The organism is Dapis brunnea BLCC-M229 (assembly GCF_050015995.1).
Taxonomy (GTDB): domain Bacteria; phylum Cyanobacteriota; class Cyanobacteriia; order Cyanobacteriales; family Microcoleaceae; genus Trichodesmium.
In genome coordinates this window covers 1-23,626 of record NZ_JBNHEP010000317.1, presented here as the reverse complement: position 1 = coordinate 23,626, position 23,626 = coordinate 1, and the positions used below count along the sequence as shown (strand labels likewise).

At 36.3% G+C, this 23,626-nt stretch carries 22 protein-coding genes and 4 pseudogenes; 9 read left to right on the top strand and 17 right to left on the bottom strand.

The window, feature by feature from the left end; genetic code table 11:
* Nucleotides 1–10: 10 nt before the first annotated feature.
* The 6 genes and pseudogenes from ACP6PM_RS36515 to ntcA form a co-directional block, all read right to left on the bottom strand.
* Nucleotides 11–883, bottom strand: a complete 873-nt coding sequence (locus ACP6PM_RS36515; RefSeq protein ID WP_426591779.1) for a pentapeptide repeat-containing protein — start codon at nt 881–883, stop codon at nt 11–13.
* Between the two features lie 315 nt (nt 884–1,198).
* On the bottom strand, nt 1,199–1,609 hold the full coding sequence (locus ACP6PM_RS36510) for a pre-16S rRNA-processing nuclease YqgF (RefSeq protein WP_426591778.1): 411 nt from the start codon (nt 1,607–1,609) through the stop codon (nt 1,199–1,201).
* Between the two features lie 1,102 nt (nt 1,610–2,711).
* On the bottom strand, nt 2,712–3,344 hold the full coding sequence (locus ACP6PM_RS36505; RefSeq protein WP_293093782.1) for a DUF3084 domain-containing protein: 633 nt from the start codon (nt 3,342–3,344) through the stop codon (nt 2,712–2,714).
* 106 nt (nt 3,345–3,450) lie between these two features.
* Nucleotides 3,451–4,192 (bottom strand): annotated as a pseudogene (locus tag ACP6PM_RS36500) (reverse transcriptase N-terminal domain-containing protein); the annotation flags it as partial.
* A gap of 309 nt (nt 4,193–4,501) precedes the next feature.
* Nucleotides 4,502–4,787 (bottom strand): annotated as a pseudogene (locus tag ACP6PM_RS36495) (helix-turn-helix domain-containing protein); the annotation flags it as partial.
* Between the two features lie 542 nt (nt 4,788–5,329).
* A complete protein-coding gene (ntcA, locus tag ACP6PM_RS36490) occupies nt 5,330–5,995 on the bottom strand; it encodes a global nitrogen regulator NtcA (protein WP_426548886.1) in 666 nt (221 codons plus the stop codon).
* A gap of 316 nt (nt 5,996–6,311) precedes the next feature.
* Between ntcA and fabI the strand changes: the two genes are divergently transcribed.
* From fabI to ACP6PM_RS36475, 3 genes and pseudogenes are all read left to right on the top strand, one after another.
* Nucleotides 6,312–7,088: an enoyl-ACP reductase FabI gene (gene fabI / locus ACP6PM_RS36485; protein ID WP_426591777.1), complete on the top strand. Its 777-nt coding sequence runs from the start codon at nt 6,312–6,314 to the stop codon at nt 7,086–7,088.
* Between the two features lie 332 nt (nt 7,089–7,420).
* Complete coding sequence (gene hisB, locus ACP6PM_RS36480; protein ID WP_426591789.1) at nt 7,421–8,062, top strand: imidazoleglycerol-phosphate dehydratase HisB; 642 nt, start codon at nt 7,421–7,423, stop codon at nt 8,060–8,062.
* Between the two features lie 21 nt (nt 8,063–8,083).
* Nucleotides 8,084–8,197 (top strand): annotated as a pseudogene (locus ACP6PM_RS36475) (hypothetical protein); the annotation flags it as partial.
* 21 nt (nt 8,198–8,218) lie between these two features.
* Here the strand turns inward: ACP6PM_RS36475 and ACP6PM_RS36470 are convergent.
* Entirely contained in the window at nt 8,219–10,543 is a 2,325-nt protein-coding gene (locus ACP6PM_RS36470) for a TIGR03032 family protein (RefSeq protein WP_426591776.1), read from the bottom strand.
* A gap of 624 nt (nt 10,544–11,167) precedes the next feature.
* Between ACP6PM_RS36470 and ACP6PM_RS36465 the strand changes: the two genes are divergently transcribed.
* The gene (locus ACP6PM_RS36465; protein WP_426591775.1) at nt 11,168–12,001 is read left to right on the top strand and encodes a hypothetical protein; all 834 of its coding nucleotides are present in this window, start codon (nt 11,168–11,170) and stop codon (nt 11,999–12,001) included.
* 167 nt (nt 12,002–12,168) lie between these two features.
* On the opposite strand, the gene ACP6PM_RS36460 is transcribed toward ACP6PM_RS36465, so the two are convergent.
* Nucleotides 12,169–12,570 (bottom strand): type II toxin-antitoxin system VapC family toxin, encoded by a 402-nt coding sequence (locus ACP6PM_RS36460; RefSeq protein ID WP_426591788.1) that lies wholly within the window; start codon nt 12,568–12,570, stop codon nt 12,169–12,171.
* Entirely contained in the window at nt 12,567–12,857 is a 291-nt protein-coding gene (locus tag ACP6PM_RS36455; protein ID WP_426591774.1) for a hypothetical protein, read from the bottom strand. The genes ACP6PM_RS36460 and ACP6PM_RS36455 overlap by 4 nt, the downstream gene beginning before the upstream one ends.
* Before the next feature lie 81 nt (nt 12,858–12,938).
* Here ACP6PM_RS36455 and ACP6PM_RS36450 point away from each other — a divergent pair, with 81 nt between their 5' ends.
* The 4 genes from ACP6PM_RS36450 to rimK all read left to right on the top strand — a co-directional run bounded on the left by ACP6PM_RS36450 (nt 12,939) and on the right by rimK (nt 17,198).
* Nucleotides 12,939–13,244: a hypothetical protein gene (locus tag ACP6PM_RS36450; RefSeq protein WP_426591773.1), complete on the top strand. Its 306-nt coding sequence runs from the start codon at nt 12,939–12,941 to the stop codon at nt 13,242–13,244.
* 662 nt (nt 13,245–13,906) lie between these two features.
* The gene (gcvT, locus tag ACP6PM_RS36445) at nt 13,907–15,040 is read left to right on the top strand and encodes a glycine cleavage system aminomethyltransferase GcvT (protein WP_426591772.1); all 1,134 of its coding nucleotides are present in this window, start codon (nt 13,907–13,909) and stop codon (nt 15,038–15,040) included.
* Between the two features lie 628 nt (nt 15,041–15,668).
* Nucleotides 15,669–16,136, top strand: a complete 468-nt coding sequence (locus ACP6PM_RS36440) for an ATP-dependent zinc protease family protein (RefSeq protein ID WP_426591771.1) — start codon at nt 15,669–15,671, stop codon at nt 16,134–16,136.
* 156 nt (nt 16,137–16,292) lie between these two features.
* Nucleotides 16,293–17,198, top strand: a complete 906-nt coding sequence (gene rimK / locus ACP6PM_RS36435; protein WP_426591787.1) for a 30S ribosomal protein S6--L-glutamate ligase — start codon at nt 16,293–16,295, stop codon at nt 17,196–17,198.
* A gap of 613 nt (nt 17,199–17,811) precedes the next feature.
* On the opposite strand, the gene ACP6PM_RS36430 is transcribed toward rimK, so the two are convergent.
* The 7 genes from ACP6PM_RS36430 to ACP6PM_RS36400 all read right to left on the bottom strand — a co-directional run bounded on the left by ACP6PM_RS36430 (nt 17,812) and on the right by ACP6PM_RS36400 (nt 22,071).
* Nucleotides 17,812–18,315, bottom strand: a complete 504-nt coding sequence (locus ACP6PM_RS36430; protein ID WP_426591770.1) for a NifU family protein — start codon at nt 18,313–18,315, stop codon at nt 17,812–17,814.
* Nucleotides 18,316–18,324: 9 nt separating this feature from the next.
* Nucleotides 18,325–18,549 (bottom strand): hypothetical protein, encoded by a 225-nt coding sequence (locus ACP6PM_RS36425; protein ID WP_426591769.1) that lies wholly within the window; start codon nt 18,547–18,549, stop codon nt 18,325–18,327.
* A gap of 144 nt (nt 18,550–18,693) precedes the next feature.
* On the bottom strand, nt 18,694–18,984 hold the full coding sequence (locus ACP6PM_RS36420) for an asr0689 family protein (protein ID WP_426591768.1): 291 nt from the start codon (nt 18,982–18,984) through the stop codon (nt 18,694–18,696).
* A gap of 51 nt (nt 18,985–19,035) precedes the next feature.
* Nucleotides 19,036–20,013: a tetratricopeptide repeat protein gene (locus ACP6PM_RS36415; protein WP_426591767.1), complete on the bottom strand. Its 978-nt coding sequence runs from the start codon at nt 20,011–20,013 to the stop codon at nt 19,036–19,038.
* Between the two features lie 565 nt (nt 20,014–20,578).
* Nucleotides 20,579–20,908 (bottom strand): hypothetical protein, encoded by a 330-nt coding sequence (locus ACP6PM_RS36410; RefSeq protein ID WP_426591766.1) that lies wholly within the window; start codon nt 20,906–20,908, stop codon nt 20,579–20,581.
* 330 nt (nt 20,909–21,238) lie between these two features.
* Nucleotides 21,239–21,502: a hypothetical protein gene (locus tag ACP6PM_RS36405; protein WP_426591765.1), complete on the bottom strand. Its 264-nt coding sequence runs from the start codon at nt 21,500–21,502 to the stop codon at nt 21,239–21,241.
* A 107-nt stretch (nt 21,503–21,609) separates the two neighbouring features.
* A complete protein-coding gene (locus ACP6PM_RS36400; protein WP_426591764.1) occupies nt 21,610–22,071 on the bottom strand; it encodes a hydrogenase maturation protease in 462 nt (153 codons plus the stop codon).
* Between the two features lie 376 nt (nt 22,072–22,447).
* Between ACP6PM_RS36400 and ACP6PM_RS36395 the strand changes: the two genes are divergently transcribed.
* Nucleotides 22,448–22,981, top strand: coding sequence for a GNAT family N-acetyltransferase (locus tag ACP6PM_RS36395; RefSeq protein ID WP_426591763.1), 534 nt, complete (start codon nt 22,448–22,450; stop codon nt 22,979–22,981).
* A gap of 205 nt (nt 22,982–23,186) precedes the next feature.
* Here the strand turns inward: ACP6PM_RS36395 and ACP6PM_RS36390 are convergent.
* Nucleotides 23,187–23,540, bottom strand: a pseudogene (locus ACP6PM_RS36390) (IS701 family transposase); the annotation flags it as partial.
* Nucleotides 23,541–23,626 lie beyond the last annotated feature (86 nt).

The window sequence follows — 23,626 nt, the reverse complement described above, 5'->3', positions numbered from 1 at the left end:
GTTTTTATATTCAAAAGCTGAATGCTGAATTCAAGCTAGCTGAATGCTTAGGTTTTTTTGATGCTGGTAAAATCGTATTAACTAACTCTGCTTTTTCTAGATTTGCTCCAATAAATGTTGCTTCACTCAAGTCAGCTTCACTCAAGTCAGCTTCATAAAGTTTACTCCAATTCAAATTTGCTCTGACTAAATTAGCTTGTGTTAAATTTGCCCCTGTTAGATTGGCTCCATTTAATTTTATATTCCGCATTAAGGCTCTGCTAAAATTAGTTGCTAGTAAGTTTGCCCCTGCCAAATTTGCTCCATTTAACTTCGCTTCACTAAAGTTAACTCCATTTAAGTCTGCTGCCCTTAAATCTATTCCATTTAAGTAAGCTCTTCTGAAATTAACTCCTGTCAGTTGAGTATGGAATAGTCTAGCTGCGATTAGTTTTGCTTCATACATATTAGCCCAATTAAGGTTAACACCTGTAAGATTAGATTCTCGCAGATTAGTAGATTCTAAAGTGGCGCTGCATAGATTAGCATTCGATAGATTAGACCGTCGAAGGTTGGCACCTGTAAGATTAGCGCCAGTTAAATTTGCTTTAGGCAATTTTGATTTTACTAAAAAAGCTCCACTAAGATTTGTTTTTGTCAGGTCAGCATCAGCCATTCTAGTTTCACCCATTTTGGCAAAGCTGAGGTTAGCCCTATATAATAATGCTTCATTGAATTGAGTTTTTGTGAGAAAAGCTCTACTTAAATTTGCTCCTGTTAAATTAGTTTTGGAGAAGTTGACTCCGATCAGAATTACTCTTCTCAAGTCAGCTCCGGTTAAATTCAGGCCACTAAAGTCTCTTTCTCCTTGTTCGTATCGCTGGAGCAGTTCTTGTTCTTTCATGGCTATATAATTTCCCAATTTATATAAATTAAGTTATTAAATCTTACTTAATATCTTATTACAGCTTTCTCAATTTAGAAGTAGTCAATTATATTACAAAATGTTATTATGACTTGACATTTTGCTGGATTGTTATTCTTTAAGGATAGTTTTGAGGTTTAATTAGTTATTTGTTGAGAGGAAAAGTATTATTATATGTTTTGAGAGATTGATTTACTGTGAATTATACTGTTATATATTCTTTTTCTGATACATATGATTGAACAAATTTTTAGGTATATTACGAAATTTATTGATTTAGGTGTGATGTTAAAATTAATTAAGAAATATAGATTTACTGTTTAAATATCTTTCGATTAAGATGATGGCTACAATATCATCTATTGGTTTGGGGGGGATTCGCATTCCTGGTGGAATTAGACGAACAAGTCCTTGAGGGGGATATATTTGCCAGTAGCGATCGCGAGCTTCTAAGCTAGAGTAGCGTTCATCTATTTTAATTATTGGTACTTTTTCTGGGATAATTTTTGTGAGATTTTGTTCCCAGATTTCTGATGTGGTTTGGTCGCCTATGACAATTAAATTAATATTAAATTGTTGATGTAGTTGTGTAATTGTTGTGGTAATTTTTGGAGATTCTACGACTTGGTGATCATGCAATTTCCTGTTTTTATCCATAATTGCAATCCCACATTTATCACGACCGGGGTCAAATCCTAAAATCATTTTTTAATATTGATATTGTTTTTTTGTAGTCAGATTAATACTGTCTAATTTATGTTGATAATTTTTTATATTATATTGTACCAGGCGCGATAAATGTTTACTACAAATAATATAGAGTATTGATTATAATTTTTCTGTTTTTGTCAAAACTTATCGATCTAATTCAGCCATAAAATATACCATTCTATTGCTTTTTTTTTCGGTTCTTATTCCCTTTTGTGTTTCTTTTTTTCCCTACACTATTTGTTTGTAATATTCTTTATTCAAGTTAGCCTTATAGCAATTATTAGCTATTAGTGAGGTACAAAATTGTAGCAAAATTCAAAAGTAAAAAGTCAAAGGTTACAAATTAAATTATTACTGTGACCAAGTTGGAAAATTTGATGGCGTTGCTGAATGGTAATGATTTTTAGATTAAGCATCAACGCAAAACATAAGTTTTTCAATTTGACCTTCAGCTACTTACCATTACATTTCAGCAATGCCAATTTGATAGTTTCTTAACAGTAATGACGACTTCTAGATAAGTTGTTTTGAGGGACATATAAGCCAGGTTCTGGGAACAGAAAATCAGAAAAATAACTGTACTTACAAAGATTAACAAATGCTATATAATAGAAGTTTTCATATTTAAGTTTACAGTCTTTTTTCTCTTTCCTATCCCCTATTTTCTTTTTTTGTTCCTTGTTCCTAAAATCCAAAAATTATGTATCTCACACAAGAGGAATGAATTGCTACAATTAATTTTTGGTAGTGTACAAAGATTATTTCTTGAAAATCAGAAAATCAGGGGTAAGTAACAACACAAAATAACTAGTGCATTTTTTACTAAAATAAATTTGCTTAAACCATCTCTGGGAAAGAAATATAACTCAACACTAAATATACAAATAATTTTGTTTACCTACTTATTTTATGTTCTCTGTTCCCAGTTAAGGCACTTCCAATTTATCAATTATCCTAAAATCTCTTGTGGTCATTTTCCCCACTAATAAGGTAGGTAGTGATAGAATGCTGATTCGAGCTAGTAAGATGGTTTATTTATTGGTCTTCCCTTAACTGTTACCTCTCTCCACAATAAATCACTACATATTATGACTACCTAATTTTTTAGTAGTTGTTGACGTTCTATTTCTAATTGTTCAATTTCTTGCCTGAGAGTTTCTTTTTGTTGTATGATATTTTTCAATTGATTTTGAGTTAAGTTAAGTTCGGCTTCAGTTTTTGCTTTTGCTTCTTGAACTTGTTTTAGTTCTTCTTGAGTACGAGCTTTTGCTGTTTGAACTTGATTTAGTTGCTCTTGAGTTATTCTTAGTTGGGTTTCTATTTCAGTTTTTTGGATTAACGCTTTGCCTAGAGATTGATTAACTTGATTCAACTGAGTTAGAGCTAATTCTAAATCAGAGACTGCTCTTGCTAATTCATTTTTAATACGAGTTGTTTCAAGTTCAGCTTTTGTAACTTCCTTGCGAGTTTCATTAAGTTTTGTTTGAATTTCATCTATTCTAAAAACGCCTTTTCTTAATGGTTTGCTTGTGGCAAATAGGATAGCCAAAGTTAAAGCTGAAAGAATACTGCCAGTAACTATAGTAACTACAGCAGCAGTATCACGGGGTCTAAGATGGAATATTCGTAGTCTAGCTTTGCCTACCTTTGTGCCTAGGCGATCGCTAATAGTAGCTATTACACCACCTAGAACTAGAATTACTAATACTAAGATTACACCGGCGGTCATTAACGGCTGCTGGTAGTTGTGTTATTTTAATATTTCCTTGACTCGATCGTCTCAGGAGATTTGCCCAAACTAAAAATAGGCAGTAATTTATTTAATTTAATTTTAGGAATTGCTTGTTGTCAAATACGCCAGACTTTAACCATTGCTTGATTAATCGTCTGTAGGGGGATTGACCCACTTTCCCTAGCAGTGCATCATGGTTAATTCGGTCAAAATATTTGGATATATCAGCATCTAAATACATATTTAGGTTTCTGCTTGATGCTGCCATAAATGGCCTTAATGGCATCATGTGTTGACCTCCGGAAAAGACCATAGCTATTAGGTTCAAATCGTGCCTCCTATTCTGGTTCCATAACTAGCTTCACCAGAGCTTGTAACGCTCGGTCATACATCGTTGGGATGCCTAACGGGCGTTTTTCTTCTTTACCTGGTTTTGGTATCCAGACTCTACGGGTTGGACTTGCTTTGAGGTGGCGTGAATTTAATAGGTTCACCAAGTTAAATCTCTGCATCGGAGGTAGATTCTTAATTCCATCCACTCCTGCTGTTTTTTTTCCTTGGTTATCCTGTGTCACGCGCCTAACAGCTAGCAACCTTGCGTAATAACTTTTGGTCAGAGTCTTTGGTATTTACGCCGGAAAGCAGATTTCGCCACGACTGGATGCTCTGTAAATTAACTTTTGCAACTTGTATACATTCTTCTCAACCCGTCTCCAGTTGATATCCTTCCATTTGAAATTAGGATTGATACATACTGGGTCTGGTATATCGTCTGTATCCCATGCCACGCTTAAAAATGGTCTAGGGTTTCCTAAACGTCTTTTTAGTGTTTTGGCCTTGTTCATTGCTATTGATTACCTTACATTACGTCTAACAGTGGGTACGTCTGCTTTTTGGAGCTTCTTACCCAATCCTACTCTCCCTAAGACCTACGTCCAGTTGCGTAGATTGACCTTGAATGGCACACCTTCGTTCTGGACCTCTACTCTTAGGGTTTTTAGGGAGATTTCCTCGTTCCCTTATTCCTTTTTACGGCTGATTTAGTAGGGTAAACTCTCCCGGAGGGTTCAGTATGGTTGTTGATATAGATTAGGAGATATCTATATTCATTGACCCCCTGACTTTCGTCCTACACTCCATAGCTACCTTTGGGGTCCACTAAAAAAATTAGTGAAAGCTGTTTGTAGATGTCTCAAACCTTGCTCTCCGTGGTACACAGCTAACTTCACTCAGAAAATCGAAATCTTCCTGTTTTTTCCAACAAGTAAGCATAGCTGAAGTTTCTTTGTAGCTTACTCGTCGCTTTTGTTCATACCATACTTGATTTCTAGCTGCTAAAGCTTTGTTTTAGACTAAGCGTACACAACCCGAAGTTCTCCATAACAAATTTTCTTGTTCTGGAGTGGGGTAAAATCTAAATTTGTACGCTTTTTCAATCATTTACTGTCTATTTATTCAACAAAAACATTTTAACAGATTATGTGTGAAACTGCAAGATTGATTGGTTTTCCTCCATACCCCCTAAACCCCCTTTGAAATGGCAGGGCTGTTCCATTCTTGGTTAAGGCTCCAGGGGAGCAGGGGAGAATTTTTCACGCTTTACCCAAGATTATCCCCAAATTTATCCATCAATAATTTTGGTTATTCCATGGATTTTTCAGAAATTCCCTTGATTTCACCAAGATTGTTCGGGAACTTTTCCGACCCTCAGACTCTGAAAATCCCCCCTTTTTGCGACTTTAATCCCCAAATTCCCCTCTGGATGTCCAAAACTTTCCTTAAGCGATTATTTATTTGACTTTGAAACAGCCCTGCCCTTTGAAATGGGGAACAAGAGGGGGGATGGAGAGCGCGAATCTCCAAGCAACATTTAGATGAACTGGGAGTTGACCACCTACACTTGATGTTACAGTTTTCAATTTATAGCTTGATTTTAACTTATCCTTAACAGTATTTTCAAATTTGTTATGTGTCCTGATAAATCAGGTAAATTGCTGACTTAAAGCCACTGGGTTATGTACTGTAATTTTCTTTTTATGAATGGATATCATACTATCTTGCCGGAGGTCTCCCAGTAGACGAGTAACTGTCACCCTTGTTGACCCAATTGCTTCTGCAATTGCTTGGTGAGATAGCTTAAGGTCTATTGTAATTCCTTCTTTACTAGGAACTCCAAAATCTCGACAAAGGATTAACAAAAAGCTAACCAGTCTTGAACCCATATCTCGGTGTGCCAATGTCTCAATCATCATCTCTGTTTGTAAGATTCGAGATGATAGTCCACGCAATAAAATAACTGACAGTTCTGGATCTTCTCTCAGAGCTTTCTCCACCTGGTCAATTGGCACTGATATTAACTCTACTGGGGTAAATGCCACTGCATGGTAGAAACGGTCAGACTTATGGCCTGTAATTAGAGACAGTACGCCAAATACACTATTTTCCCGAAGTAGGGCTACTGTTATTTCGTCTCCTGCTTCATAAACCCTGGACAGCTTAACTGCGCCTTTAATTAAGACGTAGACACGCTCTGCAGGGTCTCCTGGGAAAAATATTGTCTTGCCCCGTTCAAAAGTTTCTACAACTGGTGGATATGACCCACCAGATATATTACGGAAAACAGATGCTAGTGGTCTATCATGCGTCACGACCAATTTCCTTACACTTACTTCTATATATATTTTTCTTTATATCTTTTAACAAATAGCTCACTAACTCATCAAAGGTTGTACTATCAGATTGCAAGGTATTGCTATATATTTAGGATTTACTTTACTTTGTTGTAAACACTTGAGATAGATTAGCACAATGAAACCGAAAAATTTAATTTTAAATTCTGGCCTATAGGTGCTATTTTGCCGGATGGCAAATATGGAGTATGCTATCTTAGCATCAATTCGTCATAATAAATTTAAATTTTAAAGTTTTTATCTAATTAAAGATTCTACTACAATTTATGGTATTATGTTAAATTTAACTGGAAAAAATGCTCTGGTGACAGGGATTGCAAATAATCGTTCTATTGCTTGGGGCATTGCTCAACAACTTCACAAAGCTGGGGCAAATTTGGGGGTTACTTTTCTACCAGATGATAAAGGTAGATTTGAAAAGAAGGTTTGGGAGTTAGTGGAACCTTTGAGTCCTTCTTTATATTTACCTTGTAATGTTCAGGATGACGAACAGGTTAAGGCGACTTTTGCTGCAGTAGGAGAAAAGTGGGGTAAGTTAGATATTTTAATTCATTGTTTGGCCTTTGCTGGTAAGGAAGAATTATCTGGGGATTTCAGTAATACTAGCCGTGAAGGGTTTACTCGTGCTTTGGAAATTAGTTCTTATTCTCTGATTGATTTGAGTTCTCAGGCGAAGGAGCTAATGACTGAAGGAGGTAGTATTTTAACTCTGACTTATTTGGGGGGGGTGCGAGTTGTTCCTAATTATAATGTGATGGGAATTGCTAAGTCTGCTTTAGAAATGAATGTGCGTTATTTGGCAGCAGAACTTGGCCAGAAAAATATTCGGGTAAATGCTATTTCTGCTGGTCCAATTAAAACTTTGGCTTCTTCGGCAGTGGGTGGTATTAAAGATATGATTCATCATGTGGAACAAGTAGCTCCATTACGTCGGACTGTGACTCAAATTGAAGTTGGTAATACTGCTGCTTTTTTATGTAGTGAGTTGGCGAGTGGAATTACTGGTCAGGTTATCTATGTAGATGCTGGTTATGAAATTATGGGAATGTAGATATTGAAGTCAGAAGTTAGAAGTCAGAAGTTAGAAGTCAGAAGTTAGAAGTTAGAAGTGAAGAAAGTAATTAGATATGTAGTAGAGTTTCTTAAATGACTTATAGCAGATTCGATCATTCGATCGTCTGCACAGAAGTGAAGTACAGATATTAACGAGGGAATGTTTGTAGTTCGGGTATCTTAGCTGCTATGGGCGTACCTTACCAAGATGGAATTTGCTGTAAGTTAAAGTTGGGTTTAGTTGGTTGAGGTTAGAATTTGATATTTTTCGTAATCCTCAACCTAACTTGTGAAAAATTAAAATTCAAAATTTATATTGATATTTTTATGATGCAGATAAGCGATCGCCTTTCTCAATCTACTCCGATCAAATTAGATTTGCCTGCTAGAGTATCTTCGGTGAAACGAACCACTGGAGAAACTGATGTGACTGTTAGTCTTAATCTTGATGGTGTGGGTAATTGCAAGGCTAATACTGGAATTCCTTTTTTAGACCATATGTTGCATCAAATTTCTTCTCATGGACTAATTGATTTGGATGTCCATGCTGTGGGGGATATTGAAATTGATGACCATCATACTAATGAGGATGTAGGTATTACTTTAGGCCAAGCGTTAAAGCAGGCGTTGGGCGATCGCAAGGGTATTGTCCGTTTTGGTCATTTTCTGGCTCCTTTGGATGAGGCGTTGGTTCAGGTGGCCTTGGATTTTTCTGGTCGTCCACATTTGAGTTATGGTTTGGAAATGCCTAGTCAACGGGTTGGTAGTTATGATACTCAGTTAGTGCGGGAATTTTTTGTGGCTGTGGCTAATAATAGTTTGATGACTTTGCATATTCGGCAGTTGGCTGGAATTAATTCTCATCATATTATTGAGGCAGGGTTTAAGGCTTTTGCTCGTTCTCTACGAATGGCAACGGAAATTGACCCCAGGCGAGTTGGAGAAATTCCTAGTTCTAAGGGGGTTTTGTAATTCAGTTATCAGTTATCAGGTAAGGATTCAGGTAACTATGTAAATGGTGTAGCTGTCACACCTGATGGCAAGCAGATGATTTCTATTTCATTTGATAAAACTATCAAAGTGTGGAGTATAGAAAATAGCAAGTAATTTCGGGTTCGTGGGACAAAACTATTTTCTTGTGATAATTTTCCACAACTCCGCCTGCACTTTTTCAACTACTTCTTGCCACTTTCTTGACTGAGACTGACGGAATAATTTCATCGTTGGATACCAAGGAGTATTTTCTCCTTTTTGTAACCAACGCCAGTCGGAATTAAAACATAATAAAGTCCATACTTTTTTACCTAATGCTCCTGCTAAATGTGCGACGGAAGTATCAACAGTAATTACTAAATCTAGTTGCTCTATTACTGCTGCTGTATCGGCATAATTGTTTAATTGAGAACTTACATCTTCTATCTGAATATTGCTGGAAATTTGAGTTAATTCTTGGCTGCGTTCTCCTTTTTGCAGACTGTAAAATTTTACTCCTGGTACTTGCAAAATAGGTAAAAAGTCTGTGAGTTTACAGGAACGATTAGAATCATTTTTATGAGTAGGACTACCTCCCCAAACAATGCCTACTTTATATTCAGTATCGGTAAGATTTATAGGATTACTATTTGTGGATTGAAGACAGGGAATATTAGCAGGAATTGTTTCTAAAGTTGTGCCGAAAATATAGGGTAAACTCATTAGGGGTACATAGATATCAAATTCTGATAATTGTAGTTCTCCGGGTGGCATTAATTTATCGATTCCTGGCACATTTTTAAATAGAGGAATTAACTCTGGCGAACATACTAATATAATTTTTTGACAACGTTTCGCTGCTAGAGGAATATAACGGATAAATTGAATAGCATCTCCTGCTCCTTGCTCGGTATGAACTAATAAAGTTTTATTGCTAATATCTTCCCCTTGCCATTGAGGATGAGGGCATTGAAAGGGAGTAAATTCTGCTGTTTGCCAGCGCCATTCACATTCAACAAATCCCCGTTTTAAATCTCCATTTTTCAACAATGTCATGCCTAAATTAAAATGTGCTTTGGCAAAATTACCGTTGAGATTAATTGCCTTTTCATAATGTTTAATTGCTGCTTCTAATTCACCTTTTTGACTATAAGCATAAGCAATACTATTATGAGCGTCGGCATTATCTGGTTCTGTATTAATTACCTGTTGTAAAAGATTAATTGCTGCTTCATGTTGTTGATTATCTCCTAAAGCTACTCCCAAATTATATTTAGCTCTAGTAAAATCTGGTTGTAACTTCAGACTTTCTTGATATGTAGCGATCGCTTCTAATAATTTACCTTCTTGATATAGCTGGTTTCCTTTAACTAAATGAGTCTCTGCCATAGCTATTTCTGAAGTTGGTTTGACTGTTTCTGCTAAAGCTTCATCAGGTAAAACATAAGAACTAGCCAATAAATTTTCATTCCATTCAATAATTTCTGGGAAGCGAATATTCGGCAAAACTGCCACAGAAAATATTTCCTGAACTCCTGCTTCAAACCTTAAAAATGCGACAGTTTCTCCAGTTAAAATATTAACTACCCAAACACCACAAATTCTTTCTTGAAGTTGAGTAATTGGCATCCCAGTAAAAACAGCAGTTTCTCTAACTTGTGACAAACCAATAAATGCTAAATTTCCCCAAAAATCTATACCGCGAGTAAACCCAGGCAACTTAGCAACTGTTTCTAATTTTCTCTGGTTTAAATCGACTTTTGCCAGACTACCATTTCCCGATTCTAATAACCATAATTGTTCTTGATACCATCTGGGAGAATGGGGCATGGATAAACCCCGCATTAATATTTCATTTGTTTCTATATCCATTAATATTCCACCATTAGCTTTATTCTTTCTCCAACCAGCATTAGTATCAGTTTCTCCTAAAGCAGTGGCATATTTCGGCTGGTCATTTTTTAAACAAAATCCATTCAAATGACAGCGGTCTGTTAAATCATATCCAGTGATAAAAGGAGGTCGCCATCTCGGCACAAAACTATTAGGATGACCGAGAGTACAAAGGCAAGAAAAACGAGTATTAATAAACCATAATTCATCCTTTGCCCAAGCCATTTCGTGAATATCAATATCTCCAGTTATATGAACATTTCTGGGTAAGTAACAAGCGTCATGTTTACCAGCAGGTTCTATTTTTTCTGCTACTGCTGGAATGTTGCGAAAATCCCAAATTTGATAAGCAGTTCCCAAGGCAATTTTTTCGCGATCTGCTGCTAATCCCATCGGTTTATTAAAGGTGCGAAAGTGAGTATTAATTACCCCATTATCGGGACGTAATACGATTAGTTTGCCTGCTTGATAGGTGGAAACGACTAAGGAGATGCCTAACTGGTCTAAAATTTGGGGAAAGTTGTTTGTATGTACGCTTCTTAATAAATAATTTTCGGTATTAACAGGGGTATTAGCTTGATTATTCATTGTCAGGTTATCCAATATTAGGGTCAAAATAGGTATAAATTTATTAAACAATGAATTGAGCTAAAAATCCGGATTTTTAGGAGTCAGGAGTTAGGTCTAGTAGTGGATTGTTTCAACTAAAATAGTGCATTAGGTAGGGACGTTGCATGCAACGAACGTCCGTAGGGGAGAAAGATTGTTGTTGGGTTGAGGAACGAAACCCAACCTACATCTATTGCAACTTCTTAATAAAGAATTTTCGGTATTAACCGGGGTATTAGCTTGATTATTCATGGTCTTTTCAGTTATCAGTTATCGTTTGTCAGTACCTCCAGTTTCAGTCAGAGGGTTGAAATCTGAAATTTCTTTTTTTTTATCCCCTTGAAAGAGATAGGAAACCTGATTTTTTGGTCTAAGAAAGTAGGTATAAATCTATTAAACAATAAAAATAACCCTGAATCCGGAGTTTTACTAAACTCCAGATGAACACCTCTAGGCATGAAATTTGGTTATTTTTAATTTCTAGAACATTTAACACGATTGTTTCAGGTTGATTAATGTCACTTTTTTTGCCCTGATAAGCGCTCTTTGTCACCGTAACCTACTTTAGAAAGCAAACCTGCAAAAATTATCAATGATTTTGATATGAAAAGACTTACCTTTGCCAGAATTATAGTATTAGGTTTAGCAATTGTAGTATTAGGTTTAGTAACTGTAGTTCCGCCTGCTAATGCAGTTTCTCTATTTAGTGTAGAGACACAATCCAATAGCTTAGTTCTGATTGATTCAGAAACAGGGAAAGTTAATACTATTGGTACCCTAGGATTTGATGCAGTTGATACAGATTTAGCATCTTTTGGCGATCGACTGTTTATTCTCAACAGTATTTACCGAAACAGAGTAGATATTTATGAAGTTGATCCAACAACTGGTGCAACTCTATCTTCTGCTCAAGTAGCTTATGAAAATAAGCCTGTTTTACACGCAGAAGGATTAACAAATCTTGGAAGAAAATTAATAATTGGCTTCTCAGCTAACGGTGGCGATGCTGGGTCTGAAAGCATAGGAGAATTATCACTAATAGGCGCGATTACTAATGTTATCTCAACTGCTGGAGATTTTGATGGTCTTGGAGGAGATGGAATTGCCCAAATTTTTTCAGTAGATGGTGAAAGGACATCAGGCCCAACTCATTTGTTTAATGTTGATTATACTAATGGCTCTCTCAGCCCAATCGCTAATCTCCCAATAGCTAGCAATGATATAGTCTCCGACGGAAAAAATCTTTTTCTACTCGATATTAATTCTGGGAAGTCAGAACTTAGACTTATTAAGACTTCTATTACTGGTGAAATTAAAAGTAATGTCCCTATCGAAGTAGGGCAACAATACCTTGGATTAGCTATAAAACCCGATCGTGGACTGTTGGGTATCATTGTTGAGTTCTTGTCTTGGATGTTACAGGCGTTAAAATTTTGACAAGGTAGTTTAGGCTGCTAGTGGGATAGGTTATTGTATAATTCCCTTGAATATTTTACCATCAGTAGAGGTGAACGTCTGTTTGCCTCTACAATTTTATGTGCAGACGTTACTTTATTTCTTGGCGTTAGGCGATCGCCCTTCAACATCCTATTAACTCTAAAAAATTACGGCATAATCTCAAAAAAATGACAATGCTTAGGTCGAAATAGCTGAAAATCTCTTCGATCCAAAGTCAAGACTTTCACAATTTCCAAACGTTCTGCTATTGCCATCACACTGGTATCCACAAAATCAATTCGACTATCTCGATATATCTCCAAAATTTCTGCTACTCGCAACAAATCTTCTGAAGTTAAAGCCAAGATTATAAATCGACTATTCAGCAAATAACGTAAGCTAGTCGCTACCATCATCGTACCAACTTCACGACCTACTAAATAAGCAACTTCAGCTAATACTGTTTGAGGTAATAAAATTTGTTTTTCTTGCCTATAAACTTCTGCTACTTCAAGATGTCTAACATCTGTTTTATTCATCAAAGCTACAACAAAACCAGTATCTGCTATGGAGATATTTCTTTGTAAGATCCTCCTGATTTTTCCCTAATTTCTCCTTGTAAAATTTCCTCAGAATTAGTAGCTAAATCTGGGGAAGCAGCAAATAAACCAATCAAAGGTTCGGTTTCTAAATTCGTATTTTCATACCTAGATTCTAAATCAACTTGAGATTGATAATTAGTAGATTTTGTTTGATTTTTCATTTGAGCTACGATTTTTTCCATTAGCCATATTTTCTCCTCTAGGGATAAGTTATTAATGGCATTTTCTAGGTCAAACAATTTAGATGAAACCATTATTATTTTGGTTCACAAAAATAAATTACAATATAATTTTTATGATTATAACACAATAGTTTATAATTCGAGATAATTTTATTGAAAACTGAAATACTACAACAAATAATGAGGTGGGATATGGTAGTTTTACAACAATCTACTTGGTATCAACAAATATTACAAGAGGGAATAAAAATTGGTCAGCAACAAGGCATTGAAATTAGTCAGCAACGAGGAATACTTTCTGGAATAGAACTAGGATTAGAATTGAAATTTGGCTCATCAGGAAAAGAGATATTTTCAGAGATTAATACTATTGAAAATATTCAGCTTTTAGAAACAATTCTAACTTCTCTCAAAACTGTGGAAACTATCGATCAATTACGGCAAATTTATCTTAAATAGATAGTAGGAAGTAGGGAGTAGGGAATAGTTAGGAGAAACAGAAATTATGAATGCGAGCTTTGTTTCCTTTCCTAAATTTAATCTAATTATTATGCACCTGTGGTAGGTAAAATTCCCCCAAACAATAAGACAGCAGGAGCGATCGCTACTCCCTCCTAATATCAAATCCAGTTGAATACTTATTATATACTTGGGGGTGGGAAGTTTGAGGAGTTTGAAATAATTATAGAATTATAAACATATATTATATAACCGGATTCTATATTAGAGCATATCACCTAGAGATAACAATAGTTCGGCACACGCTATCGACTCAAACAGATGAGCAATCACAGAGAAAAAAGCTACCTTGATTATATCAGGACTTACGCCAAGACACCATATATAGTTGATGGCAAATAGAGCGATATAGCTGCCACTAGGCTCCGCCAACGCTTAAAAGATTATAGCGATCGCCGAACTGTTCATTTCTATTTTTGAGTAAGTTGTTGTTGGGTTGCACTACCGCTTTTTGCGGAATGCTTTTCATGTCGCTCCGCGAAACGCAAATATGTTGCGTAGCAAAACCCAACCCAAATTATTATAACTCCTAACTCCTGACTCCTGATAATGCCCACAATGTCCTAAAATAAAAGTTTATTATGTAAATTAGGGATATACAAGTGGCCAAATCAACAGAATCTAATACACAACCTCTTTCTCGCACACCTCTATACGACTTATGCACCGAACTTAAGGCCAGAATGGTAGAATTTTCTGGGTGGGAAATGCCAGTGCAATACACCAGCATCAGCACCGAACATGAGGCAGTACGCACGAAAGCAGGAATGTTCGATATTTCCCACATGGGTAAGTTTATCGCTCAAGGTCACGATCTAATTGAGAAAATCCAATATTTGGTACCTTCTGACCTTAGTAGTTTAGAACCTGGTAAAGCTCAATATACTGTCTTATTAAACTCCCAGGGAGGCATTATTGATGACTTTATTTTCTATCGTCAAGGTAATGACCCCCTCACCAAGGAAGCACGGGGTTTTATGATTGTTAATGCTGCTACTAAAGCTAATGACAAAGCATGGATATTAAGTCATCTAGAAAATAGTGGTGTTAAATTCCAAGATATCTCTGAGGAAAAAGTGTTATTGGCTGTCCAAGGTCCGGAAGCAGAGTCTTTTGTGCAGCAATTTGTTAAGGAAAATTTGGCATCAATTGGATTTTTCGGGCATTCAGATATCACTGTATTGGAGCAACCTGGTTTTATTGCCAGAACTGGTTACACTGGGGAAGATGGGTTTGAAATTATGGTCGATCCCTCGGTGGGTGCGGAGTTATGGCGCAGTTTGTTGAATGCTGGCGTTACTCCGTGCGGTTTGGGAGCAAGGGATACTTTGCGTCTAGAAGCTGCTATGGCGCTTTATGGTCAAGATATTGATACAGAGACTACTCCTCTAGAAGCGAGTTTAAGTTGGTTAGTTCATCTGGATAAAAAAGGAGAATTTATTGGTCGTCAGGTTTTGGAAACACAAAAAACAGAAGGGGTTTCAAGACGTCTGGTTGGTTTGGAAATGCTCGATCGCTCTATTGCTCGTCATGGTTATCCTGTTGTTAGTGATGGTAAGGTGGTGGGGGAAGTTACCAGCGGTACTAAGTCTCCTACTTTAGGGAAAGCGATCGCTCTAGCTTATGTACCTAAAAAATTAGCTAAGGTTGGTCAAAAATTAGAAGTAGAAATTAGGGAAAAAAATTATGCAGCTATTGTTGTTAAACGCCCCTTTTATAGAAGGAATAGGGGATAGGGAATAGGGAAAAATTATAACTCTATTTATTAGTATAGACTGCAATTTTTTGCTATTTTCAAAGATTATTTCTTCTTCCTTCTTAACTTAGAGTAGTGTAGATAGTGTGTAGTGGACCGACACAGCTAATTTAATGCAAAATTTTAGGGTGTGTTAGACGGCTTAAATTCATACTATGAAAGTGATTTAGCAATCCGTCGTAACGCACCATTTTAGTTGTGTCAGTCCAGTAGGGTGCGTTAGGCGCAACCGTGTAAATGTGGTTTTACCTCAAAACTTAAAATTGCACCGTAACGCACCATTTTAAAAGTCAAAAGTCAAAAGTTAAAAGCTGGAAATGGGGGAAAAATTACAACCTTCTTAATTACAGTACTAGCTTGTCTAGGCTAAATTTGTGGGTAAAAAAACCTAACCCCCTAACCCCACAACTATCCCCCCTACGCCCCTTTGAAAGGAAGACTTCGCCCTTCTCGGAGCAGGAGAGGGGTCAGGGGAGAGGTCTTCATTGACTCAAATTTACCCACATTTTCAAGCTAGACGTCCTAGTAGATTCGGTGATTAATGTGGTACAACTAACAGGATAAATATTTTTTGCTTATTCCCTATTCCCTACTCCCTAAAACTAAAAATGAAACATCAAGAATTACCTGTTATTGGCTGGCGAGAATGGATAATATTACCGGAAATTGGCATTAGTATAATTAAGGCAAAAATTGATACTGGTGCCCGTTCTTCTACTTTACACGCTTTTGATATTAATACTTTTGAAATTGACGGGAAACCGATGGTAAAATTTAAAGTTCATCCCCAACAACGAAATACCAATCTAATAGTAACTGCTGCAGCAGAATTAATAGATGAACGAAAAGTTCGTAGTTCTAGCGGGGAAGCAGAATTACGCCCTGTCATTTTAACTGAAGTCAATTTAATGAACAAAAAATTGCAAATTGAATTAACTTTAACTAATCGGGAATTAATGGGATTTAGAATGTTATTGGGGCGACAAGCTGTGCGGAATAACTTCTTAATTAACCCTGGTAAATCATATTTAGATACCAATTCAAAATTAATATCATGTTCGGTAAAACACTTATAATTGGATCGTTGTTACACTTTAGTGCTCCATAAATATCTCTAGGAGCGCTAAAGCGCAACTACAAACAAAGATTTTTTTTTAACTAATTATCCGATAGGGTAGCTCCCACGGAGGGCGCACATAATATAAGTCAAAAAAATGGTAGAAAAAAACAAAATGAAAATCGCTGTTTTATCTACTGACCCCACTCTTTATTCAACCAGAAAATTAGTAGAAGCTGGAGAAAAACGTGGTCACGAAGTTCAGGTTATTGATTACCTGCGCTGTTATATGAATATTACTTCGATGAAGCCTCAAGTTATTTATATGGGTCAACCTTTAGAAGGATTTGATGCTATTATTCCTCGGATTGGTGCTTCTCAAACATTTTATGGCACGGCGGTGGTTAGACAGTTTGAAATGATGGGAGTTTTTACCGCAAATCCTTCTCAAGCCATTTCTCGCTCTCGCGATAAATTACGTTGTTTACAATTATTAGCTAGAGAAGGAATAGGATTACCTGTGACTGGTTTTGCTAATTCAACTCAAGATATTGATGGTTTAATTAATACTGTTGGTGGCGCTCCTTTGGTGATTAAATTATTAGAAGGAACTCAAGGAATAGGAGTAGTTTTAGCTGAAACTTATCAAGCAGCTAAGTCAGTTATTGAAGCTTTTCGTGGCTTGAATGCTAATATTTTGGTACAGGAATTTATTGAAGAAGCTGGTGGTGCAGACTTGCGATGTTTTGTAGTAGGAGATAGAGTAATAGCAGCTATAAAAAGACAGGGACCTGAAGGAGAATTTCGCTCAAATTTGCATCGAGGTGGTAAAGCAGAAAAAATTAAATTTAGTCCAGAAGAACGTTCAACTGCTATGCGTTCAGCTAAAGCAATGGGGTTAAGAGTTGCGGGGGTAGATTTATTACGTTCTAATCGTGGCCCAGTAGTGATGGAAGTCAATTCTTCCCCTGGTTTAGAAGGAATAGAAACTGCTACAGGAGTAGATGTTTCTGGCAAAATAATAGAGTTTTTAGAGAAGAATATAAGAAAAGGTCAACTGCGCGATCGTATTGAAGGTTGAAGACGGAAGCCTTTATGAAGTCAGAAGTCAGAATTTAGAAGTTAGAATTTAGAAGCCTTTATGAAGTTAGAAGTTAATTTGGTGGTGGTGCATTGTAATGGTGGTCTATTGTAATTATTTTTGCCAATGAGAACGGTAGTGGGAGCATCTTGCTCCCTTGCTAGGTATAGCACTACGCATTTAGGTTAGGACATTGGTAAACCCTGTTTGCGGAGCATTTGCGCAGGAAAAACTCAGTCAGAGATTACTTTTGAATTTTGAATGCATGACTTGCGCGTAGTGCTATATTGTTCATCCGTTCTACTAAACTTACCCAAACTTACCCAAAAGGGTTTTGGAGCTAGCTTCCTGTTTCACGCATATACCACTGACCGCAGTCTGTAACCTATCTTCTCCACAGGCTTCAAATCGCTTGGAACTCAAGCTACTTATTAACATAGTTTTCGCTCGTTGATAGCAGCATTTAAGTTAGACATAAATCTAGTATATCACAGTAAATGTGTATCTATGTTTAACTTTGTCCAATTATTTTAATACTGTTGATAGCCCTATCTACCATTACGCGAGCAGGACAACCGTTAATTTTAGTCTAGACGCTCTACTAAATTTAGGCTTAAACAGAAACTACATTTTGAATTTCTGGGCAGTGGGTTTTAATTGCCTGTTCGACACCATCTTTCATAGTTAATGTGGAAGCAGGACAGTTACTACAGTTTCCCACCAATTTTACTTCTACAGTATCCGGCAGTTTAATAGCGACTAACTCCACATTACCATTATGACTTTGCAAACCAGGGCGAATTTCATCTAACGCCTGTTGAACTCGAACTTCTAAAGGTGGTGTCGGTGGTTTAACTAATTCGTGGTAACGCAATATACCATAAACTACTTCATCTTGCACCGCTTGACGCAATGCTGGCATAGATTCCTGTTTAACACTACGAATTAATCTGGTCAAAGCTTCTTTGTGTAATGCTTCAATCGCATTTTTCAACCCCTCAACTACTGACTTTTGATTTTCATCCCAATGAGCGATCGCCTGTTCAAAGTGGGTAATGTCAGATACCAGAGATTCTAAACTAACAGACTCTTGCAAAGGAATTTTGGCTTGAGTCATTTTTGCTCCCTATTGCAACTTTATATCTTTGAGCAAAAATGGCATAGCAATTCCAGTTGCTAGACTAGAAATGATAATTGGCAATAATAATGTTGTTTCTATTTGTGCCATTGCTATTAATACTAAAGCACCAACCGAACTTGCTAAAGCTACTTGTTTCATAAAGTAAAATGGATTCCGTAGCAGTTTACCCTTGAGTAATAATTTGGTACTATACCAACCAACTTCTAACATAATAATTTCTCCTATTTTCAATTTATAGAGTAGGGTGCATATTAGAGAAACAATGCAAGACTTTGAGATTGCCACGTTACGCTACGCTTCTCTCGCAATGACATTCAAAATCCCTGCATCCGTGCCCAAATTAATGTCTTGCAACTAAACAAATTTCAAAATTGCCAAACCAACAACAACTGCTGGAATTACACCAGCGGGGCCAAACAAACCACCAATCATTGCAGCTAGACTATAACCTAAGTCTTTTCCTGCTAACCATATTCCACCAATAGCACCACCAATAATTGAAATTCCGCTAGCAACTGCCAGCCAAAATATGGCAGTTAGTATTGTAATTTCTCCTGCACCTAAATTACTGATAAAAATGTGAATGCTTGGTATTGCATTCAAGTCTGTAATTAGAGTATTGATAGTGGTAGCTAAATCACTCATTTTTATCCTCCTAATTATATTGCAATCTCCTATTTTCTAGGAGTTGGTGAGTTAAGTTTCAGACAACAATAATTCAGCTTCTACTGCTGACAATGCTTCCGAAACTACATTCGCTTTTTCTACTTCGCTATACTGACAAAAAATTTCTTGTGCTTCTGCATAAAGAGTTTTTGCCTGGAGCAAATTTTCGTAATTTCCTGCTTCTGGATGTTTTGGGTTATCGGGTAAATTATATAGCAGGTTGGCTTTATTAGAGATAGTTGTCGCATACTCTAATGGTGTATCTTTAGCATTACGAACTTTCAACGCTTCATTGTATGCATTCAACGCCCGCAAATTATTTTCTATCCGATGGAGACTGGGGAGATATTGCAAAGCATTAGCGAGGTTATTTTGCAACATCGCGTATTCCTTGGGATGTTCGATGAGATTAACTGCTTTTAATGCTGACTCAAATGATTGTACTGCCATTGCTTGTCGCATACCTTCCCTTTCTGGAGCAAGAGTCATTGACAAATAGGCGATCGCTATATTATTCTGCAATATTGCATATTCTTGGGGATATTTATCTGCTGTAAATGTTGACAACGCCCGTTGAGATACCTGTATTGCCTGTTGCATTGTTGCAAAATTATAGGGAACTAATGCTTGTAATACCATTCCCAAGTTCATTTCTGCTTCTGCAACTTCTTCGGGTGCTGCTTGTTCCCTTAATATTTCTAGGGCAGTTTCATAAACTTCTTTTGCCTCTAATAATAAATCTGGCCCTTCTCCCGGTATTGTTCTCAAAGCTGTTCCCATTCCTGCTAATGCTCTTGCTTGCAGTAGGGGATAATCTTGAGTAGATAATTCTATAGCTTGTTGATATAAGGAAATAGCATCATGTAGCTGTTTAATATCTTTTGGTTTTTGTTGCAACCCATTTGCCATTTCTATTAGCATCTGAATTTTTTCGCGAACAGTTGCGGACTCAGATTCTATAGCATTCAGGGCTGCTTTTACTGTCGTATCACTAATAGTTTGAAGCACAGTTTTTAATAGTTAGTATTTTTAACAAAAATATTTCGGTTTTTTCTATCCCTACTATTTAATTTATTTATTATGTTATCAATCTACATTAATAACTATCTTAATTATTTATATTATTTTAAGATTTTTTTTGACCATAAAACTAGGTCTCAAGCCTCCCCTTTAAAGGGATAAAAAGCGGTCGTTTCGCTCATCGAAACGCCAGATCCAATCGACCAAGAGAAAAGAAAATTCAGTATTTCAAGACTCCTACTGAGGTACGAGCTACTGTTAACTGTTAATGCAGTTCCTCCGGAGGAGGCTAACTGAAATGACTCGCAGACATAAAGATAAGGTGGGCAAAGACTTAAAGGTTTAGCAGGAGTAAATAATACCAATTCACTTTAAAGATGTCACAAATAGTTTCAAACTTTAGATATGAAATAATTTCCTGAAATTACTATAGTGTAAAAGTTTAGAGCCTATAAAATATTACTTTTGACTTTTGACTTTCGTGAAACGGTTAAAAATCTTAATTTGCCCACTCTACGATTATTATTTCAAATGCTTCCTGCTTCAATCTCGATCAAACTTTGGCTGGCGGAGCCATTTCTTGAGAACCACGTTCAAAGGCGATCGCTTTAGCAATAGATTCTGGTAATTCCTGCAAATCATCTGTATCTTGAGAACCACTTAAAGGAGATACAAAAGTATAACAAGGGTCACATTCACCAGTATCATAAACCTGAAGAATCCAATAGTCAGGAAATCCTTGTATCCCTACTTCAACAATATACCAACTAGGTTCTTGTCGAGCATATTTAATAGAAAACCAATCTTTTTCTGTATCGGGAACTTCCCAATCATTACTCAAAAAATCAATTGCTAATTTTTCTGCTTCTTTTTGAGAAAACATAATATTAACTATTTATAATTAGGTGCTATGTTTTAGTTTAAATTCAATCATGTTAAGTTAAGGGGGAGTAGGCAGCAGGGAAAATAGGGAGATTTGCCACTGATAGAAATACTTAAATATATTAAGCAAATTATCATCCATTAACGCTATACTTGGGTGATACTTCAATTATTAAATAATTAACACAGGCGCATGGAACATTTTTGCTAATTATTAACCAGTAGTATGTTAATTATTCTTATGTTTACTTCTCTGTAAGGAGGTTGCATGCAACCTCCTTACCTACTCCCTTGCTCAAGATACGGGTTGAAAAGTTTTTGATAAATAGTGTTACTGGGCAGGAACTTCCGAAGCATTTGGGTCAGGATATAATCCTAATTGTTTCGCTAATTCACGAGCAAGATGGAATAAAAATTTAGCTCCATCTTGATTTCCATGATGAATTTGTGCTTGACCTACTTGCATTAAAACTGAAACAAAACCCGCATCAACCAGTTCAATATTTTCATCTAAAACATCAGGCTCTTTCCCATTTGGGCATTGAACTAATTTATCAATTAATTCAAAATATTGTTCTTGTTTTTGTTCGTCCATAATAATTTCCTTGTGTTAAGTTTAAGAAAGAAAAAAAGGCAGAAGTAAAGAAGAAAAAATATAAACTCCTAGCTTATAATTTTCAACTTTCAACTAACTATTGATAACTAATCAATTAGCCTTGATATAATTTCTTGCAAAACCTTTTCAGCAGAATGCTGAACTACAGGTGAAAGTTCTAAACCAAAATCTAAATTTTCAGCTTCTATTAAATAGACAATTATATCTTTAGGAAAATCCTCCTGAAAGATTTTTCTACCTACTGCCAGAGCATTATCCCAACGAAAATCATGCAAACTATAACTAGGTTCTGGCAATGCTTCCAACTCCGAACTAGGAACCTTAAATATTGCACCTGGTTCCGAACCTGTCGCACTAGCATCTACAATAATTAGTTGGTGAGTACCCCGCGCTTGAAACATTACTTCCATTCCCGCAGTACCGCAGTCATAAACCCGGACATGAGGAACAGGATGTGCAGCCAAATATTGTTGCAGGTGTTGAGCAATAATTACTCCCACACCATCATCACTACGGTTAAGATTACCGCAACCGATAATTGTCAACATTATGTATTTGTTAAATGGGGTTTAGATTTGCTGAAAAGTAGATTTTATCTAGTTTATTAACTTCATGTCCTCAACAATAACCCATTTTTTCAACCATTTTTGTAACGTGGTAACATATAATTTAAGTCAGAAGTCAGAAGTCAGAAGTCAAAAGTGAATAAGTGCCAAATTGTAGGGTGCGTTAGACGGCTTAAGTTCAGACTATGAAAGGAATTTAGCAATCCGTAGTAACGCATCATTTTAGTTACGAGAGCTGCTAGCTACTATTATCAGTGTTTTATCGAAGATAATATAAGAAAATATTTAGATTCTCAGCGATCGCCCTACTTACTGCTATTTTGGAAATAAACAGTACCATTGAATTATTAAAAAAATAATGATTATAAGAAAAGCTTTAGATTCAGATTTAGATAATATACTGTCTGTCGAACGTGCTGCATTTGGTTCAGAGGACGGGGCTGAAATTGTGCAAAAGCTTCTTGGGGACGATAGCGCAAAACCAATTGTTTCTCTAGTTGCTTTCCAAGAAGATAGAGCAGTAGGACATATTTTTTTCAGTAGAGCTACTCTGGAACCAAATGTTCCCTTATCACTTTCAATTCTAGGTCCCCTTGCTGTTGTTCCTGATGCTCAAAGACAAGGTATTGGGGGTAAACTCATTGAAAACGGATTAGATATTTTATCCAAATCTGGAGTAGACCTCGTTTTTGTCCTTGGTCATCCCACATACTATCCAAGACACGGATTTATACCAGCAGGTAATCTTGGGTTTGAGTCTTCCTATCCAATACTCGAAAAAAACGCGGATGCTTGGATGGTTCAAGAATTGCGTCCAGGAATAATTGGAAATTTTAGAGGAAAAGTTATCTGTGCAGATAGTTTAGACGATCCGCAATATTGGCAGGAATAATGAAGTCAGAAGTCAGAACTTGTTTTGTTCACGGGAATTAGAGCAACCTTCAAGCTTGAGACAGATCAGATTGGTTGGAGAACAATATTCTACAGGACTTACGCAAAGACACTATATATAGCGTCTACTAATTTAGGCGATCGCTACAATTTTTTAAGCGATCGCCTCCAGATTTTTGCCATTCATTCAAAAGTAACAAAAACACCTATAAAATAAAAATAGCCCTGAATTTTATTGTGGGCTTTTGCAACTCTTGTATCAGATAATCTGAGAGTAATTCACGTTTAACTTGATAAATAGTTTTTCCTATTTTCACTGCTAATCTTTTTAAAAAATTCCAGACTAACATTGCACAGGATATATGATTCTTCTGAATTTGTCTCATACGACATTGACAGAATTCTATACCTGTTAATTGTTGAATTTCTCTGTGAAATTCTTCAATTTTCCATCTGGTTTGAGATTCAAACTCTACTGCATCTACTGAAGCTTGAAATAAATCATTAGTTGCAATATATTCTGTCCTATTGGTAGAAATAGTTGCCCAGAATAGCTTGACTGTCTTGAGTGCGTCTTACATTCTGAGGTTTCCTCAGAATTACGCACTCGCTTTTTTATTTTTTGGAAAACCTTTAATTTTTATTA